This is a genomic window from Pantoea sp. Tr-811, assembly GCF_011752535.1.
Taxonomy (GTDB): domain Bacteria; phylum Pseudomonadota; class Gammaproteobacteria; order Pseudomonadales; family Pseudomonadaceae; genus Aquipseudomonas.
Genome location: NZ_VWXJ01000010.1, coordinates 181,460 through 197,633, shown reverse-complemented (window position 1 = coordinate 197,633; position 16,174 = coordinate 181,460). Strand labels below are relative to the sequence as shown.

Genomic DNA, 16,174 nt, shown 5'->3' with positions numbered 1-16,174 from the left:
GTTATGCCCGAAGGATTGGAGCATTACGAAATAAATGCTAAGAACAGCTATGGGAAAAGGCTAAAATGCGCGACCCCAGCTAACCGCTGACCCCCATTCCATGCGCCCCACAAGGTTCGCTACGTGATCGAGTTCCAACAGGTACATAAAACCTACCGCGTTGCCGGTAGGGAAATCCCCGCACTGAATCCGACAACCCTGACCATCGAAAACGGCCAGGTGTTCGGCCTGATCGGCCATTCCGGCGCTGGCAAAAGCACCATGCTGCGCCTGATCAACCGCCTGGAAGAACCCTCCGGCGGCAAGATCATCGTCGACGGCGAAGACGTCACCGCCTTCAACGCCAACCAACTGCGCGGCTTCCGCCAGCAGGTCGGGATGATCTTCCAGCACTTCAACCTGCTGGCCTCCAAGACCGTCGCCGACAACGTCGCCTTGCCGCTGACCCTCGCCGGCGAGCTGTCGCGCAGCGAAATCGACAAGCGCGTCACCGAGCTGCTGGCCCGCGTAGGCCTGCAGGACCACGCGAAGAAGTACCCGGCCCAGCTCTCCGGCGGCCAGAAGCAGCGCGTCGGCATTGCCCGCGCCCTGTCCACCAACCCGAAAATCCTGCTGTGCGACGAGGCCACCAGCGCCCTCGACCCGCAAACCACGGCATCGGTGCTGCAACTGCTGGCCGAGATCAACCGTGAGCTGAAGCTGACCATCGTGCTGATCACCCACGAGATGGACGTGATCCGCCGGGTTTGCGACCGCGTGGCCGTGATGGACGCCGGGCAGATCGTCGAGCAAGGCTCGGTGGCCGAGGTGTTCCTGCACCCGCAGCACCCCACCACCAAGCGCTTCGTGCAGGAAGACGAGCAGGTCGACGAAGGCGAACAGCGCGACGACTTCGCCCACGTGCCGGGGCGCATCGTGCGCCTGACCTTCCAGGGCGACGCTACCTACGCGCCGCTGCTGGGCACCGTGGCCCGTGAAACCGGCGTGGACTACAGCATCCTCGCCGGGCGTATCGACCGCATCAAGGATGTCCCCTATGGCCAGCTTACCCTCGCCTTGATTGGCGGTGACATGGAAGCGGCGTTCGCCCGCTTCAAGGCAGCTGACGTACATATGGAGGTACTGCGTTGATGGACGCCCTGAATTTCTTCGCCAACGTCGACTGGGCCGAAATCTGGCTGGCCACCGGCGATACCCTGATCATGCTGTTCGGCTCGCTGCTGTTCACCGTGTTGCTCGGCCTGCCGCTGGGCGTGCTGTTGTTCCTGTGCGGGCCACGGCAGATGTTCGAGCAGAAGGGCGTTTACGCGCTGCTGTCGCTGGTGGTGAACATCCTGCGCTCGCTGCCGTTCATCATCCTGCTGATCGTGATGATCCCGTTCACCGTGCTGATTACCGGCACCTCCCTGGGCGTTGCCGGCGCCATCCCGCCACTGGTGGTGGGTGCCACGCCATTCTTCGCACGCCTGGTGGAAACCGCCCTGCGTGAAGTGGACCGCGGCATCATCGAAGCCACCCAGTCGATGGGCGCCACCACCCGCCAGATCATCACCAGCGCGCTGCTGCCTGAGGCTCGCCCGGGCATCTTCGCGGCCATCACCGTCACTGCCATCACCCTGGTGTCTTACACCGCCATGGCTGGTGTGGTCGGTGCCGGCGGCCTGGGCGACCTGGCGATCCGCTTCGGTTACCAGCGTTTCCAGACCGACGTGATGATCGTCACCGTGGTGTTGCTGCTGGTGCTGGTGCAAGTGCTGCAGAGCGTTGGCGACAAACTGGTCGTGCATTTTTCCCGTAAGTAACCCCAATGGGGTCGGCCCGGCCGACCCGTTCGGGGGCCGTCGCGGCCCTCACAAGGAGTGATCAATGAAGAAGCTGCTTGCTGTTGTCGCCGCTGTCGCGGCCTTTTCGGCCAACGCTGCCGAAACCCTGAGCGTTGCCGCCACCCCGGTGCCGCACGCCGAAATCCTCAACTTCGTCAAACCACAGCTGGCCAAAGAAGGCGTGGACCTGAAGGTGAAGGAGTTCACCGACTACATCCAGCCAAACGTGCAGGTGGCCGAAAAGCGCCTGGACGCCAACTTCTTCCAGCACCAGCCGTACCTGGATGAGTTCAACAAGGCCAAGGGCACCGACCTGGTGAGCGTCGCTGGCGTGCACATCGAGCCGCTGGGCGTGTACTCGACCAAGATCAAGAAGCTCGACGAGCTGCCGTCCGGCGCCACCGTGGTCATCCCCAACGACGCCACCAACGGCGGCCGCGCCCTGCTGCTGCTGGACAAGGCCGGTGTGATCAAGCTCAAGGACAACAAGAACATCCTGTCCACCGTGAAGGATGTTGCCGAGAACCCGAAGAACGTCAAATTCCGTGAGCTGGAAGCGGCCACCATCCCGCGCGTGCTGACCCAGGTCGATGCGGCCCTGATCAACACCAACTACGCGCTGGAAGCCAAGCTGAACCCGGAAAAAGACGCCCTGGCCATTGAAGGCAGCGACTCGCCCTACGTGAACATCCTGGTCGCCCGCCCGGACAACAAGGATTCCGATGCCATCAAGAAGCTGGTATCGGCGCTGCACTCGCCTGAGGTGAAGCAGTTCATTATCGAGAAGTACAAGGGCGCTGTGGTTCCGGCGTTCTAAGCAAACCATCGCGAGCTGCGCTCGCTCCTACCGGAAATCGCAATCCCTTGTAGGAGCGAGCGCAGCTCGCGATTGCGCCGCGCACGCGGCGCTCAATCCCGCTTCACAAGCCCCGGCAACTGCGCCACCAGCTTCTGGTTGTTGAACGGCGCACGAATGAACCCACGCTGGCGCCCATCCGGCCCGACGATCGCCAGGTTGCCGCTGTGATCCACGGTATACCCAGGCTTGCTGGTATCGGCTGGAATGAAGGGAATGCTCAAGGCATTGGCCAGCTTCTGGGTATCCTCGATCGACCCCGCCACCCCCACGAAATCCTTGTCGAAATAGCCCAGGTACTGCTTGAGCTGGTTCGGCGTGTCGCGGTTCGGGTCCACGCTCACCAGCACCACCTGCAGGCGGTCCACGGCGTCCTTGGGCAGCTCGCTCTTCACCTGGCGCAATTGGGCCAGGGTGGTCGGGCAGATGTCCGGGCAGTAGGTGTAGCCGAAGAACAGCAACGACCATTTGCCCTTGAGCTCATCCAGCCGCACCGGCTGGCCGTCCTGGTTGGTCATGCTCACATCGGCCACGGTGCGGCTCTGCGGCAAAAGGATGATGCCGGCATCGATCAGCTCGGTAGGGTTGAGCTGGCCACGGCCACTGAGCACCTTGTTGACGGTCAGGCCCATGATCAGCGCGACCAGGGCAACGAGGATGAAGACGGTTTTCTGGGTTCGGGTCATAGGTTCAGCAACAGGTAGTGGTCAACGAGCAACGCGATGAACAGCGCGAACAGGTAGCCGATAGAGTACTTGAAGGTGCCGATCGCCGCGTGCGGCCGGCTGCCACGGTACAACACCCAGGCCCATTGCAGGAAGCGCAGGCCCAACGCCAGGGCACAGCCCAGGTACAGCGGGCCGCTCATGTGGATGGCGTAGGGCAGCAGGCTCACCGCCAGTAATATCAGGCTGTACAGCAGGATATGCAGCTTGGTGTAGCGCTCGCCATGGGTCACCGGCAGCATTGGGATATCGGCCTTGGCGTACTCCTCCTTGCGGTGAATGGCCAGGGCCCAGAAGTGCGGTGGCGTCCAGGCGAAGATAATCAACACCAGCAGCAACGGCTCGGCGCTGACGTGCCCGCTTACCGCCACCCAGCCCAGCAGCGGCGGCGCGGCGCCAGCCAGGCCGCCGATCACGATGTTCTGCGGCGTGGCGCGCTTGAGAAAGCCGGTGTAGAGCACCGCATAGCCCAGCAGCGAGGCCAACGTCAGCCAGGCGGTGAGGGCATTGGTGAACGCCAGCAGCAAGGCCAGGCCCACCACCGCCAGGGCCAGGGCGAACAACAGGGCCGGCAACGGCTCGACCCGGCCCTGGGCCAGCGGGCGCTTGCGGGTACGCGCCATCAGCGCGTCGATACGCCGGTCCACCACATGGTTGACCACCGCCGCGCCGCCCGCGCACAGGGCGATGCCCAGGTTGCCGAACAGCAGCACGCTCCAGCTCACCCCGGCGCGGGTCGCCAGGAACATGCCCACCAGTGAAGTGATCAGCATCAGCACCACCACCTTGGGCTTGGTCAGCTCCAGGTAGTCGCGCCAGCCGGCCCGCCGCGCCGTTAGAAGCGTCGCCACGTATCGTTCCTCATGTGATGGGTCAGCTCAACGCCGGCCACCGGCCGCAGCCGCCAGCCCTGGCCGATGCCGACACGTACCTTGTCGACCACACGGATGCGGTAGTTCACCAGCACCATGCACAGCAGCAGCAGTGCACCACCGGCGTTGTGCGCCACGGCCACGGCCAGCGGCAGGTGCAGCAACACGTTGCTGATGCCCAGGCCCACCTGCAGCGCCAATGCCAGCAGCACCAGGCGCGCCAGGCCCGTGAGGCCACAGCGGTGCAGCTTCCAGCTGAGCATCAGCAGCACACAGGTCACCAGCAGCGCCCCCAGGCGGTGGCTCAGGTGGATGGCCGTGCGCGCATCGCTGTCCAACTGCCCGCCCAGGTAGTTGGGGCCGACGTGCTGGGTCAGGTGAAAGCCGTTGCTGAAGTCCGCTGCCGGCCACCATTGGCCATGGCAGGTTGGCAGGTCGATGCAGGCCACTGCCGCGTAATTGGCACTGACCCAGCCGCCCAACGCGACCTGGCCGATCACCACCAGCAGCGCCAGGGCGGCAATCCTGCGCAGGCTCAAGGGCAGTTTCGGCAAGGGCGCAAAGGCCCGGGATAGACGCAGGGATAACAGGAACAGCAGGCTCAAGGTGGTGAAGCCACCCAACAAGTGCGCGGTGACCACCTGCGGCCACAGCTTGAGGGTAACCGTCCACATGCCAAAGGCCGCCTGGGCCAGCACCACGCCCAGCAGCAACACCGGCAGCCGGTAGGGTTGGCCGTCGCGGGCGTGGCGGCGCAGCGCCTGCACGGCGAGCAGGGCGATCAGCACGGCCAGGGTGCCGGCGAAATAACGGTGGACCATTTCCGCCCAGCCCTTGGCTTGCTCCACCGGGTGGTCGGGGAAATGCAGCTCGGCATGGGCCAGCTGCGCCTCGCCCTTGGGCACGCTGATGAAGCCGTAGCAGCCCGGCCAGTCGGGGCAGCCAAGGCCGGCGTGGGTCAGGCGGGTGTAGGCCCCGAGCAGGACGACCAGCAGGGCCAGCGAAGTGGCGAACACAGCAAGGCGAAATCCAGGTCTGGCCATGGCAGGCTCCTAGCCGATGTTGGACAGCTTGAGCAGGTGGCGCAGGTCGTCGAGCACATGCTTGCCGTTGACCTTGGCGTCGTAGCGCAGCACCAGGTTGCCGTGGGGGTCGACGATCCACAGTTGCGGGCCGACTTCACCCACCTTCTGGCTGTAGCGCTGGGCGTCGAGTGGATAGCGCTGCAATTGCGGATATTCACGGCCGAGCAGCGCCTGGTACTCGGCGTTCAGTGGCTGCGCGGTGGCCAAGGCATGGCTGGCGCGGCTGGCGTCGCGGCCCAGGCCAACCTGAATCTGCCGCACCAGGTAGACCAGCCGCTGGCAGTCCTCGGTGCAGGCCTGCGGGGCGCTGACCAGCAACTGCCAGCGCTCGTCCTCGCCAGCGATGCCGATATCGGCGCGGCTCAGGCCATTGCCGATCATCGCGCCGTGGTAGCTGCGGCCATCGGGCACCCAGAACTGCAGCTTGTACATGCAGGTGGCCAGCACCATCGGCCCAAGCACCACCAGCAAAATCAAAATAAGCTGCAAACGCCCGCGGGCTCTGGGTTTGCTACGGTCAGGCAGGTCCAGTGGAGTGGCGGCGGCCATGGGGTTTCTCCTTCTTGTGGTGCCAGCCAAAGTAGAGGTAGAGCAGTACCAGGGCGGTGGCCAGGGCGAACCATTGCACCGCGTATCCCAAGTGCTTTTCCGGGCCCAGGGCCACGATTGGCCAGCCCAGCCGGTAGCTGGCAGCGCCCGGTTCCAGGCGCAGTTCATGGGCGAAACCTTCGCGGTCGAGCTGCTGCCAGAGCGTGGCCGGGTCGACGGCAGTGAGCAGGTGCGGCCACTGCCCGCCGACTGGGTCGGGGTGTAGCTGGAAGGTCTTGCCCGGCGCCACGTACACCGTGGCATCCAGTGCCAGGGCCTGATCGGGCGTGGTGAATGTCACTGGCACGCGGCGATCCGGCCACGGCAGCCAACCGCGATTGACCAGCAGCCACAGGCCGCTGGCCTGGTCATGGAAGGGTTGCAGCAGCTCCACGCCGGCCTGGCCGTCACGCATGCTGTTGTCCAGCAGGATGCTGTGCTCGGCATCGAAGCGGCCGAACAGGCGCACACGGCGGTAGGCGGGGTCTTGCGTTTGCGGGAGCTGGCTGGTGGCCACCGGTGGTTCGACTTCACGCTCGGCATAAGTGGTGAGCAACGCGCGTTTTTCATCGGCGCGGCCCAGCTGCCAGCAGCCGAGTGCGATCAGCCCTGGCAGCAGCGCGAGCACCAGCAGGGTGGGTATCCAGCCTGGGCGAAACGGCCTCACGGGCGCCTCGCTATACTTATCCACATCACTGCATTCCCCCGGAGTAGCGCCATGCTCAAGGCCACGATTGTCCTGATGCTGTTGGCCACGGTGGCCAGCCTGTTCAGTGGCCTGGTGTTTCTGGTCAAGGACGACGACCCATCCACTCGCCTGCTCAAGGCCCTGACCGTGCGGGTCACCCTGGCGGCCCTGACCGTCGGCCTGGTTGCCTGGGGCTTCATCAGCGGCCAGCTGGTTTCCCACGCGCCCTTCTAAAAGCGTTCACCTCCCCCCTGTAGGAGCGGGCTTGCCCCGCGAATGCGCCGGCACATTCAACATCGCATTCGCAGGGCAAGCCCGCTCCTACAGCACGTAGACAAAGATAAACAGCCCCACCCACACCACATCGACGAAGTGCCAGTACCAGCTCGCCGCCTCGAAACCGAAGTGCTTGTCGGGGTTGAAGTGCCCGCGCAGGATGCGCACGAACATCACGATCAGAATGATCGTGCCCAAGGTCACGTGGGCACCGTGGAAACCGGTGAGCATGAAGAACGTCGCGCCGTAGATCCCCGAACCCAGCGTCAGCCCCAGCTGGGTATAGGCCTCGTGGTACTCGTAGGCCTGCAGCGAGATGAAGCTCACGCCCAGCAGGATGGTCAGCGCCATCCAGAATTTCAGCGGCCCCCGGTGGTCACGGCGCAGGGCGTGGTGGGCGAGGGTGATGGTGACGCTGGAGCTCACCAGCAAAATGGTGTTGATCAACGGCAGGTGCCACGGGTTGATCACTTCCTTGGGCGGCGGGAACAGTTTCGGGTCTGGCGTGTGCAGCAATGGCCAGGCGAACTCGAAGCTCGGCCACAGCATGTGGGCGATGCCCTTGTGCCCTTCACCACCCAGCCATGGCCCGGCCAGCACCCGCACATAGAACAGCGCGCCGAAGAAGGCCATGAAGAACATCACTTCCGAGAAGATGAACCAGCTCATGCCCCAGCGGAACGAGCGGTCCAGCTGCGGGCTGTAGAGCCCCGCGCGGCTTTCGCGTACCACCGAGCCGAACCAGCCGAACAGCATGTAGGCCAGGAACAGCGCACCGACGAAGAAGATCAGCGGCCCGTGCGAAGACGGGTGGCCGGCCTTCATGTCGTTGAACCAGGTGCCCAGGCCGAACACCGTGATGAACATGCCGAGGGTGGCGATGATCGGCCACTTGCTCTGCGCCGGTACGTAGTAGTGGTCATGACTTGCCATTGCCGATCTCCTTCCCTTAGCGGGCGCCCTGGGCGTTCTGCACCGCGGCATGGGCAACCGGCGGATGACGCGCAGTGATGTCGAACAAGGTGTAGGCCAGTGTCAGGTGCTTGACGCTGGCCGGCAGGTCGCGGTCGACGATGAAGCGCACCGGCATCTCGATGCGCTCGCCCGGCTGCAGCACCTGCTGGGTGAAGCAGAAACACTCGGTCTTGTGAAAATACGCCGCGGCCTCGGCCGGGGTGATGCTGGGGATGGCTTGCGCACTCATCGGCCGGTTGGTCGGGTTGTGGGCAATGAAGATCATCTGGTTCACCGCCCCTGGGTTGACCTCCAGCTGGTCGGCGGTGGAATAGAAGTCCCAGACCATGTCGGCGGCGTTGGTCGACATGAACTGCACCCGCACCGAACGGCTCGGGTCACTGACCTGGCTGCCTTCATACTGGCCACCGGTCTTGCCGTTGATGCCGAAGGCCTTGCACATCACGTCGTACATCGGCACCAGGGCGAAACCGAAGGCAAACATCACCACCGTCAGCAGCAGCAGGCGGGTGACCAGGCGCTTGAGCGCAGAGCCGTTCATGGCCGCACTCCTACTTCACGTCTGGCGGGGTCTGGAAGGTGTGGTAGGGCGCAGGCGAGGGAATTTCCCACTCCAGGCCCTCGGCGCCGTCCCAGGGTTTGGCCGGCGCCGGCGCACCGCCACGGATGCACTTGATGACGATGAACAGGAAGAACAGCTGGGTGGTGCCGAACAGGAACGCGCCAATCGACGACACCATGTTGAAGTCGGCGAACTGCAGGTTGTAGTCGGGAATTCGCCGCGGCATGCCGGCCAGCCCCACGAAATGCATGGGGAAGAAGGCCATGTTCATGCCGATGAACGACAACCAGAAGTGCAGCTTGCCAAGGGTTTCGTCGTACATGTGGCCGGTCCATTTCGGCAGCCAGTAGTACGCCGAGGCGAAGATGCCGAAGATTGCCCCGGGCACCAGCACATAGTGGAAATGCGCCACCACGAAATAGGTGTCGTGGTACTGGAAGTCCGCCGGCGCAATGGCCAGCATCAGCCCGGAGAAGCCGCCGATGGTGAACAGGATGACGAAGGCGATGGCGAACAGCATCGGCGTCTCGAAGCTCAGCGAGCCTTCCCACATGGTGCTCACCCAGTTGAACACCTTCACCCCGGTAGGCACGGCGATCAGCATGGTGGCGTACATGAAGAACAGCTCGCCGACCACCGGGATGCCCACCACGAACATGTGGTGGGCCCAGACAATGAACGACAGGAAGGCGATGGCGCCGGTGGCGTACACCATCGAGGTGTAGCCGAACAACGGCTTGCGCGAGAACGCCGGGATGATCGAACTGACCGCGCCGAAGGCCGGCAGGATCATGATGTACACCTCGGGGTGGCCGAAGAACCAGAACACGTGCTGGAACAGCACCGGGTCGCCACCACCGGCGGCGCTGAAGAAGCTGGTGCCGAAGTGGATGTCCATCAGCATCATGGTCACCACCCCCGCCAGCACCGGCATCACCGCAATCAGCAGGAACGCGGTAATCAGCCAGGTCCAGACGAACAGCGGCATCTTCATCAGGGTCATACCCGGGGCGCGCAGGTTGAGGATGGTGGCGATCACGTTGATCGCGCCCATGATCGAGCTGATGCCCATCAGGTGAATGGCGAAGATGAAGAAGGTCACGCTGGCCGGCGCGTAGGTGGTGGACAGCGGGGCGTAGAAGGTCCAGCCGAAGTTCGGCCCGCCGCCTGGGCTGAACAGGGTCGAAACCAACAGCAGGAAGGCTGCGGGCAGCAGCCAGAAGCTGAAGTTGTTCATCCGTGGCAGGGCCATGTCCGGCGCGCCGATCATCAGCGGGATCATCCAGTTGGCAAGGCCGACGAAGGCCGGCATCACCGCGCCGAATACCATGATCAGGCCGTGCATGGTGGTCATCTGGTTGAAGAACGCCGGCTCGACGATCTGCAGCCCGGGCTGGAACAGCTCGGCGCGGATCACCATGGCGAAGGAGCCGCCAAGCAGGAACATCATGAAGGCGAACCACAGGTACATCGTGCCGATGTCCTTGTGGTTGGTGGTCAGCACCCAGCGCATCAGGCCCTTGGCCGGGCCGTGGGCGTGGTCATGGCCGTGGGCGTGGTCGTCGATCACTGCACTCATGTCCTGTCTCCTGCAATCTGCTGATTGCCGCGCGAAACCCGGTTCACTTCGCTTCTGCCTGCTTGAGCGCCAGCACGTCCTTCGGCGTGACCATGTCGCCCTTGTTGTTGCCCCAGGCGTTGCGCTCGTAGGTCACCACGGCGGCGATGTCGACTTCCGAAAGCTGCTTGCCGAACGCGGCCATCGCCGTGCCCGGGCGGCCATGGAACACCGTGCTCAGGTGTTCCTCCTTCGGCCCTGTGGCCACTTTCGAGCCTTTGAGTGCCGGGAACATCGGCGGCAGGCCCTGGCCCTCGGCCTGGTGACAGGCCACGCAGGTGGTGTGGTAAACCTTGTCGCCGCGCTCGACCAGCTCCTGGAGCGTCCACTCCTTGCTGGTGAGTTCTTTGAGCTTGGCGGCCTCGGCCTTGCGCTCACCCAGCCAGGTGTCGTAGTCGGCCTTGGACTTGACCTCGACCACCACGGGCATGAAACCGTGGTCCTTGCCGCACAGCTCGGTGCACTGGCCGCGGTAGATGCCGGGCTTCTCGACACGGGTCCAGGCTTCGTTGACGAATCCGGGAATGGCGTCACGCTTGACCGCGAAGGCCGGCACCCACCAGGAATGGATGACGTCGGCGGCGGTTACCAGAAAGCGCACCTTGGCGCCCACCGGCAGCACCAGCGGTTGGTCGACTTCCAGCAGGTAATGCTCGTCCTTCGGCGCCTGGTTGTGGATCTGCTCGGCGGGGGTGGCCAGATTGCTGAAGAACTCAACGTCCTGGCCCAGGTATTTGTAGTGCCACTTCCACTGGTAGCCGGTGACCTGGATGTCGATGTCCGACTCGCTGGCGTCATAGATGTCGATCAGCGTCTTGGTGGCCGGAATCGCCATGGCCACCAGAATCAGGAAGGGGACGATGGTCCAGAGGATTTCTACCCAGGTGTGTTCGTGGAAATGCGCCGGTTGCTGGCCGGTGGAGCGCCGGTGGACGACCATGGACCAGAACATCGCGCCAAACACCACGACGCCGATGATCACGCAGATCCAGAAAATGGTCATGTGCAGGTCGAACACGGCGTTGGAGACGTCCGTCGCCCCTGGGTGCATGTTCACGGTCCAGGCAGCGTTGGCCTGACCAAAAACCGACCACAACAGCAGGCCCATCCAGACATGTGGATGTCGCATCATTGCGGGTTCCCCTTCTCGTTCTTGTAGTCCCGGAGGCATGGCCTGGGCAAGAGGGAACGGCGGTCAAGACTGCCTGGCTTCGACGACCGAGCCCCTGCTGGTAGCAGCTGGGCCTCATCAACGAATCACGTTCACCGGGAGTATAGACAGCGACCAATGGCCCGCAACGGCGCCGGTTAAAACATCGTCACGAAATCGGGAAATGCCGGCAGAAGCCCGTGTTTGAAGGGTTATGGCACAATAATGGCCTGCCCATATAGCTAACTGCGCACACGTTTGCGTCATCTATAACAAATGCGTCTTAGGTATGCTGTATACCGAGCTAAGTTAGTGTCTTCCGTTTGAAACGTCCTGTCCCTGGAGTTGTCATGAACATCGCTGCTGTACGCGAGCAGATTAGCCAAGCCCACGACCACGAAGGCCGCACCGGCCAACTGAAAGAGCGTCTCGAGCTGCAACTGCCCCACCTGCACCCCTCGATCCAACTGCCTGAGCAGGACGCCCAGGGTACATTGGCGCGCTTCGTCAGCGCTTACATCGATCAAGTTCCGGAGCTGCTGGAAGCTGCCCACGACGTGGCCCGCGAGGCCGGTATCGAATCGCAGATCAAACCGGTGCTGAAAATCGCCGAGGCCTATTTCCTGCAGCCACCGAGCGTGATGCAGGGCCATGTGGGTCTCGATTGCCTGCTGGATGAGGCCTACCTGGCGCACCGCCTGGTTGAAGAGGTCAACGACCTGTACATCCGCCACTTCCAGCAGCCGCTGATTCCGGTGGACACCACGGTGGCCAACCTGATCGCCCATCAGCTGATCGGCGAAACCTTTGCCAACCAGCTCGATGAGGTGGTGCACCATTCGGTGGACGAAATGCTCGACGAAGACAGCTTCGCCGCAGAATCGGTGGAAGCCTACCGCGAAACCCTGTGCAGCCCGGAAACCGGCGCGGCCTGGAAGCGCTGGCCTTGCCTCTCGCGCCAGTTGGGTGTGGAGCTGGGCCAGCCGGCCTGATGCTTCCTGTGGCGGCCTCTTCGCGGGGCAAGCCCGCTCCTACAGGCGATGGGTAGCCATCGAAGGCTGTAGGAGCGGGCTTGCCCCGCGAAGAGGCCGCCACGCCTTTCACCTCAAGCCCCGACTCCCGCGGTGGTGCGCAACCGCCCCTCGATCCGCCGCTTCAAGCGCCGCTGCTCGATCAGCAACCGCGCCCCATTGGCCGCATTGCTCCGGCCCCAGTCTTCAAGCAATTCCAGGCACGAGTGGTCGATGTAGCTCAGGTTGCCCAACGGCACATGCAAGGTGGTCCCCGCCGGCACGCTGTCGAGCACCTGGGTCAGCGCCGGCACCTTGAGGAAGGTAGCCGCGCCGCTCAGGCGCAGTTCCATGTGGCCATCATTCTCCAAGCTCACCAGGTTGATCTTCAGCCGCGCCGCCTTGAACGCCAGCTTCAGCAAGGTCAGGGCGAAGCCCAGCAGCACGCCGGTCAGCAGGTCGGTGAAAATAATCGCCAGCGCCGTGGCCGCGTAGGTGAACATCGGCATCCGGCCGTAACGGCCCAGGCCCTTGAACGCCTTGAAGTCCACCAGCTTCACCCCGGTGAACACCAGCACGCCCGCCAGGCTCGCCACCGGAATCTGCTGCAGCACGCTGCTCAGTGCCACCACGAACGCCAGCAACCACAGGCCATGCAGGATCGCCGAGGCACGGGTTTGCGCACCGGCCTGCACGTTGGCCGAACTGCGCACGATCACCCCGGTCATCGGCAGCGCGCCCAGCACCCCGCAAAGGATGTTGCCGACACCCTGGGCCGACAGCTCACGGTCGAAATCCGAGCGCTGGCCGCTGTGCATTCGGTCGACTGCCGCCGCCGACAGCAGCGTTTCGGCACTGGCGATAAAGGCCAGGGCAAAGGCCGCCACCAGCAGGGTTGGGTCGGCCAGCTTGAACAGGTCGGCCGGACGAAGCCAATCAATTGCCTGCGACAGGTCGGCCGGCACCTGCACACGGTTCACCGGCAGCGCCAGCCACATGGCGATGGCGGTCATCGCCGCCACGCCCAGCAGCGCCCCAGGTACAAAGCGCAGCCGCTGCGGGCGCAAGCGCTCCCAGCCCCACATGATGGCGATGGTGCCAAGGCCCAGGGCACCGGCCATCCAACCAGAACCTGCGCTTTCCTGGGGCAGCGCCGCGGCCACGGTGGCCGGGAATTCCAGCAGGTTCTGCATGCCCGAAGGCTGCGGCGCCGTGTCGAACATCACATGCACCTGCGACAGCACGATCAGCACGCCGATACCCGCCAGCATGCCGTACACCACCGCCGGGGCGGTAACGCGGAACCAGCACCCCAGGCGCAAGCGCCCGGCCAGCAACTGCAGGATGCCCGCCAGCAGCAGGATCGGCCCCAGCATGGCCATGCCATGCTGGCGCACCAACTCGAACACCAGCACCGCCAGGCCCGCGGCCGGGCCGCTGACCTGCAACGGCGAGCCGGCCAGAAAGCCCACCACGATACCGCCGATGATGCCGGTGATCAGGCCCTTGGCCGGCGGCATGCCCGAGGCGATCGCAATGCCCATGCACAACGGCAGGGCAACCAGGAACACCACCACCGACGCCAGCAACTCTCGCGGCAGGGCCGCTTTCAACTGTGTCATGTTCACCATCATTCTCCTTACTTTGTCACACGGCCATTCCCCTGGCCGTGGGCACGTTTGGCCCCTGACGTGCGCGCAGGCGCGGGCCGCCAGCGCAATCGCCGGCAGGGCAGTCAGGGCATTTTCAAGGCAGCCGAAGGCCGCGCCACACCCCTGGCGGGTGCAGCCGGCTATTCAAGGTTCAGCTGTGGACGGGTCGCTTAGTAGCGGCCTCTCGGAGTGGCGCTTGGAACCGGCTCGCCGGCGGCCAGGGGCAGGAAGCTGTCGCTGACGGCGTCATAAGCTTCGATCTTGCTGGTTTCGATGTCGTAGACCCAACCGTGGATGAACAGCTGGCCCGCTGCCAGGCGCGAGGCCACGGACGGGTGGGTGCGCAGGTGGTGCAGCTGGGCGATGACGTTTTCCTTGGTCAGCACCTGCATGCTTTCGTGTTCGCTGCCGCACGAGCAGTTGTTCTCGACCACGGTGCGGGCCACTTCGGCGTGGCGCAGCCAGGCACCGACGGTAGGCATCTTGTCCAGCGAATGCGGGTTGAGCACCGCACGCATGGCGCCACAGTCGGAGTGGCCGCAGATGATGATGTGGTGCACCTTCAGCGCCAGCACGGCGTACTCGATGGCACTGGACACGCCGCCGTTCATCTGGCCATAGGGCGGTACCACGTTGCCTACGTTACGGGTCACGAACAGGTCGCCAGGCGAGCTCTGGGTAATCAGCTCGGGCACGATGCGCGAGTCGGCACAGGTGATGAACATCGCACGCGGGGTTTGCGCGGTGGCGAGCTTCTTGAACAGCTCCTGCTGCTCGGGGAAGACGTCATGGTGAAAACGCAGGAAGCCGTCGACGATGTGCTTCAGGGCGGCATCGGCGCTCTCCGCGGGGGCTTGCGGAATGACCTTGGATGGGTCCTTGACGGGCATGATTCATCCTCTTGACGGTGTGTAGGTAAATCCATTTTACCGGTGAAAGATTCTGGCTATGCGCAGATTTAGATGACGCGCACGGGCGATAAATCACAGTCTTCGCTGACTGGTTTCCTACGCTAGCGGGGAAAACTTAACTGAAACTTAATTCGAAGGCTCTAGAACGGGTGTTCCAGATGAAAAAGGCGGGAATTGAATAATAGCAAAAAAGCATCAAAAGCCAACAAGGATTACCCAAATTATTGCCTTGAATGAGCCACGTTCGGAGATGGCAATTCAACGCTCCGGCCTGGCACGGCCCCTGTGGTTCAGCCAGGGAATCAGAACAACGCCATCTGCCCACCCGGTGGGCAGAACGCCGAACAATCCAGCGCCTGCACCTCGCGCCCTTCGAAGCCCAGGCGCTTCATGGCCTTGGCGAAACGCTGAGCCAGCAACTCGGCGAACACCCCTTCACCGCGCATCCGCGCCCCGAAGCGGCTGTCATACAACTCACCGCCCCGGCTCTGGCGAATCAGGCTCAACACATGGGCGGCCCGTTGCGGGTAATGGTCGTGCAGCCATTGCTCGAACAGCGGTGCCACTTCCAGCGGCAGGCGCAGCATCATGTAGGCTGCGCTTTGCGCACCCGCCTCCTTGGCCGCCTCCAGCAGCCGTTCCAACTCGCTGTCGTTGATCATCGGAATCATCGGCGAACACAGCACACCCACCGGCACCCCGGCCTCACGCAGCACCCGAATGGCCCGCAACCTGGCTTTGGGCGAAGCTGCGCGGGGTTCGAGCACCCGCTTGAGGTCGTCATCCAGGGTGGTGAGGCTGATCATTACCCGGGCCAGGCGCTGGTTGGCCATCTGCGCCAGCAGGTCGAGGTCGCGCAGTACCAGCGCGCCCTTGGTGACGATGGTCACCGGGTGGCGAAAACGCAGCAGCACCTCCAGCAACCGACGGCTGAGTTGCTGTTCACGCTCGATGGGCTGGTAGGGGTCGGTATTGGCGCCCAGGTTGATGGGTGCGCAGACGTAGCCGGGCTTGCTCAACTGCTGGGCCAGCACCTCGGCGGCGTTGGTCTTGGCGATAAGCTTGGTTTCGAAATCCAGCCCAGGGGAGAGGTCCCAGTAGGCATGGGAAGGGCGGGCATAGCAGTAGATGCAACCGTGCTCGCAGCCCCGATACGGGTTGATCGAGCGGTCGAAGGGCAGGTCGGGCGAGGTGTTGCGGCTGATCACCGACTTGGCGATCTCGACCCGCACCTCGGTGCCCTGGGTCAGCGGCACCTCCTGGTACCAGCCGTCATCCTCGGCCACCGAATGGCTCGGCGCAAACCGGTTATGCGGGTTGTGCGCCGTGCCGCGGCCTTTTTGCGGGGCGGTGGGGTTCATGGCGGGCCTCTATACTGTATTC

17 protein-coding genes are annotated in these 16,174 nt (G+C 63.8%); 5 read left to right on the top strand and 12 right to left on the bottom strand.

Annotated features, from left to right (window positions below; genetic code table 11):
- Nucleotides 1-123 precede the first annotated feature (123 nt).
- The 3 genes from F3J44_RS17050 to F3J44_RS17040 all read left to right on the top strand — a co-directional run bounded on the left by F3J44_RS17050 (nucleotide 124) and on the right by F3J44_RS17040 (nucleotide 2,640).
- Nucleotides 124-1,131 carry a methionine ABC transporter ATP-binding protein gene (locus tag F3J44_RS17050; RefSeq protein WP_167063885.1) on the top strand — a complete coding sequence of 336 codons (1,008 nt, stop codon included), beginning with the start codon at nucleotides 124-126 and terminating at the stop codon, nucleotides 1,129-1,131.
- Nucleotides 1,128-1,802 carry a methionine ABC transporter permease gene (locus F3J44_RS17045; protein ID WP_240158399.1) on the top strand — a complete coding sequence of 225 codons (675 nt, stop codon included), beginning with the start codon at nucleotides 1,128-1,130 and terminating at the stop codon, nucleotides 1,800-1,802. Before F3J44_RS17050 ends, F3J44_RS17045 begins: the two co-directional genes overlap by 4 nt.
- 64 nt (nucleotides 1,803-1,866) lie before the next feature.
- Nucleotides 1,867-2,640, top strand: coding sequence for a MetQ/NlpA family ABC transporter substrate-binding protein (locus F3J44_RS17040; protein WP_167063879.1), 774 nt, complete (start codon nucleotides 1,867-1,869; stop codon nucleotides 2,638-2,640).
- Between the two features lie 92 nt (nucleotides 2,641-2,732).
- Here the strand turns inward: F3J44_RS17040 and F3J44_RS17035 are convergent, their stop codons facing one another.
- Genes F3J44_RS17035 through F3J44_RS17015 form a run of 5 tightly spaced genes read right to left on the bottom strand, consistent with a single transcriptional unit; the run spans nucleotide 2,733 to nucleotide 6,616 of the window.
- Entirely contained in the window at nucleotides 2,733-3,365 is a 633-nt protein-coding gene (locus tag F3J44_RS17035) for an SCO family protein (RefSeq protein ID WP_167274259.1), read from the bottom strand.
- The gene (gene cyoE / locus F3J44_RS17030; RefSeq protein ID WP_167063873.1) at nucleotides 3,362-4,255 is read right to left on the bottom strand and encodes a heme o synthase; all 894 of its coding nucleotides are present in this window, start codon (nucleotides 4,253-4,255) and stop codon (nucleotides 3,362-3,364) included. Before cyoE ends, F3J44_RS17035 begins: the two co-directional genes overlap by 4 nt.
- Nucleotides 4,240-5,319, bottom strand: a complete 1,080-nt coding sequence (locus F3J44_RS17025) for a heme A synthase (RefSeq protein ID WP_167063870.1) — start codon at nucleotides 5,317-5,319, stop codon at nucleotides 4,240-4,242. The genes cyoE and F3J44_RS17025 overlap by 16 nt, the downstream gene beginning before the upstream one ends.
- 9 nt (nucleotides 5,320-5,328) lie before the next feature.
- Entirely contained in the window at nucleotides 5,329-5,910 is a 582-nt protein-coding gene (locus F3J44_RS17020) for a hypothetical protein (protein ID WP_167063867.1), read from the bottom strand.
- Nucleotides 5,879-6,616: an SURF1 family protein gene (locus F3J44_RS17015; protein WP_167274257.1), complete on the bottom strand. Its 738-nt coding sequence runs from the start codon at nucleotides 6,614-6,616 to the stop codon at nucleotides 5,879-5,881. The genes F3J44_RS17020 and F3J44_RS17015 overlap by 32 nt, the downstream gene beginning before the upstream one ends.
- Nucleotides 6,617-6,667: 51 nt before the next feature.
- Here F3J44_RS17015 and F3J44_RS17010 point away from each other — a divergent pair, with 51 nt between their 5' ends.
- Nucleotides 6,668-6,871 carry a twin transmembrane helix small protein gene (locus F3J44_RS17010; protein ID WP_167274253.1) on the top strand — a complete coding sequence of 68 codons (204 nt, stop codon included), beginning with the start codon at nucleotides 6,668-6,670 and terminating at the stop codon, nucleotides 6,869-6,871.
- Nucleotides 6,872-6,958: 87 nt separating this feature from the next.
- On the opposite strand, the gene F3J44_RS17005 is transcribed toward F3J44_RS17010, so the two are convergent.
- The 4 genes from F3J44_RS17005 to coxB are packed head-to-tail and all read right to left on the bottom strand — an operon-like array spanning nucleotide 6,959 to nucleotide 11,200.
- Nucleotides 6,959-7,846: a cytochrome c oxidase subunit 3 gene (locus F3J44_RS17005; protein WP_167063862.1), complete on the bottom strand. Its 888-nt coding sequence runs from the start codon at nucleotides 7,844-7,846 to the stop codon at nucleotides 6,959-6,961.
- 16 nt (nucleotides 7,847-7,862) lie between these two features.
- The gene (locus F3J44_RS17000; RefSeq protein WP_167274250.1) at nucleotides 7,863-8,429 is read right to left on the bottom strand and encodes a cytochrome c oxidase assembly protein; all 567 of its coding nucleotides are present in this window, start codon (nucleotides 8,427-8,429) and stop codon (nucleotides 7,863-7,865) included.
- Nucleotides 8,430-8,439: 10 nt separating this feature from the next.
- Nucleotides 8,440-10,029, bottom strand: coding sequence for a cytochrome c oxidase subunit I (gene ctaD, locus F3J44_RS16995; RefSeq protein ID WP_167063856.1), 1,590 nt, complete (start codon nucleotides 10,027-10,029; stop codon nucleotides 8,440-8,442).
- A gap of 43 nt (nucleotides 10,030-10,072) precedes the next feature.
- A complete protein-coding gene (gene coxB, locus F3J44_RS16990) occupies nucleotides 10,073-11,200 on the bottom strand; it encodes a cytochrome c oxidase subunit II (RefSeq protein WP_167274247.1) in 1,128 nt (375 codons plus the stop codon).
- Nucleotides 11,201-11,568: 368 nt separating this feature from the next.
- Here coxB and F3J44_RS16985 point away from each other — a divergent pair, with 368 nt between their 5' ends.
- Nucleotides 11,569-12,210 carry a hypothetical protein gene (locus tag F3J44_RS16985; protein WP_167063850.1) on the top strand — a complete coding sequence of 214 codons (642 nt, stop codon included), beginning with the start codon at nucleotides 11,569-11,571 and terminating at the stop codon, nucleotides 12,208-12,210.
- 113 nt (nucleotides 12,211-12,323) lie between these two features.
- Here the strand turns inward: F3J44_RS16985 and F3J44_RS16980 are convergent, their stop codons facing one another.
- The 3 genes from F3J44_RS16980 to F3J44_RS16970 form a co-directional block, all read right to left on the bottom strand.
- Nucleotides 12,324-13,850, bottom strand: a complete 1,527-nt coding sequence (locus F3J44_RS16980; RefSeq protein ID WP_205299941.1) for a SulP family inorganic anion transporter — start codon at nucleotides 13,848-13,850, stop codon at nucleotides 12,324-12,326.
- Between the two features lie 200 nt (nucleotides 13,851-14,050).
- Nucleotides 14,051-14,707 (bottom strand): carbonic anhydrase, encoded by a 657-nt coding sequence (locus tag F3J44_RS16975; protein WP_205299958.1) that lies wholly within the window; start codon nucleotides 14,705-14,707, stop codon nucleotides 14,051-14,053.
- Between the two features lie 386 nt (nucleotides 14,708-15,093).
- On the bottom strand, nucleotides 15,094-16,152 hold the full coding sequence (locus tag F3J44_RS16970) for a PA0069 family radical SAM protein (RefSeq protein WP_167274241.1): 1,059 nt from the start codon (nucleotides 16,150-16,152) through the stop codon (nucleotides 15,094-15,096).
- Nucleotides 16,153-16,174 lie beyond the last annotated feature (22 nt).

Coding starts and splice junctions, on each gene's coding strand:
- F3J44_RS17025 (WP_167063870.1), bottom strand. CDS start 5,319: ATGGCCAGACCTGGATTTCGCCTTGCTGTGTTCGCCACTTCGCTGGCC.
- F3J44_RS17040 (WP_167063879.1), top strand. CDS start 1,867: ATGAAGAAGCTGCTTGCTGTTGTCGCCGCTGTCGCGGCCTTTTCGGCC.
- F3J44_RS16985 (WP_167063850.1), top strand. CDS start 11,569: ATGAACATCGCTGCTGTACGCGAGCAGATTAGCCAAGCCCACGACCAC.
- coxB (WP_167274247.1), bottom strand. CDS start 11,200: ATGATGCGACATCCACATGTCTGGATGGGCCTGCTGTTGTGGTCGGTT.
- F3J44_RS16980 (WP_205299941.1), bottom strand. CDS start 13,850: ATGACACAGTTGAAAGCGGCCCTGCCGCGAGAGTTGCTGGCGTCGGTG.
- F3J44_RS17000 (WP_167274250.1), bottom strand. CDS start 8,429: ATGAACGGCTCTGCGCTCAAGCGCCTGGTCACCCGCCTGCTGCTGCTG.
- F3J44_RS17005 (WP_167063862.1), bottom strand. CDS start 7,846: ATGGCAAGTCATGACCACTACTACGTACCGGCGCAGAGCAAGTGGCCG.
- ctaD (WP_167063856.1), bottom strand. CDS start 10,029: ATGAGTGCAGTGATCGACGACCACGCCCACGGCCATGACCACGCCCAC.
- F3J44_RS17010 (WP_167274253.1), top strand. CDS start 6,668: ATGCTCAAGGCCACGATTGTCCTGATGCTGTTGGCCACGGTGGCCAGC.
- F3J44_RS16970 (WP_167274241.1), bottom strand. CDS start 16,152: ATGAACCCCACCGCCCCGCAAAAAGGCCGCGGCACGGCGCACAACCCG.
- F3J44_RS17020 (WP_167063867.1), bottom strand. CDS start 5,910: ATGGCCGCCGCCACTCCACTGGACCTGCCTGACCGTAGCAAACCCAGA.
- F3J44_RS17035 (WP_167274259.1), bottom strand. CDS start 3,365: ATGACCCGAACCCAGAAAACCGTCTTCATCCTCGTTGCCCTGGTCGCG.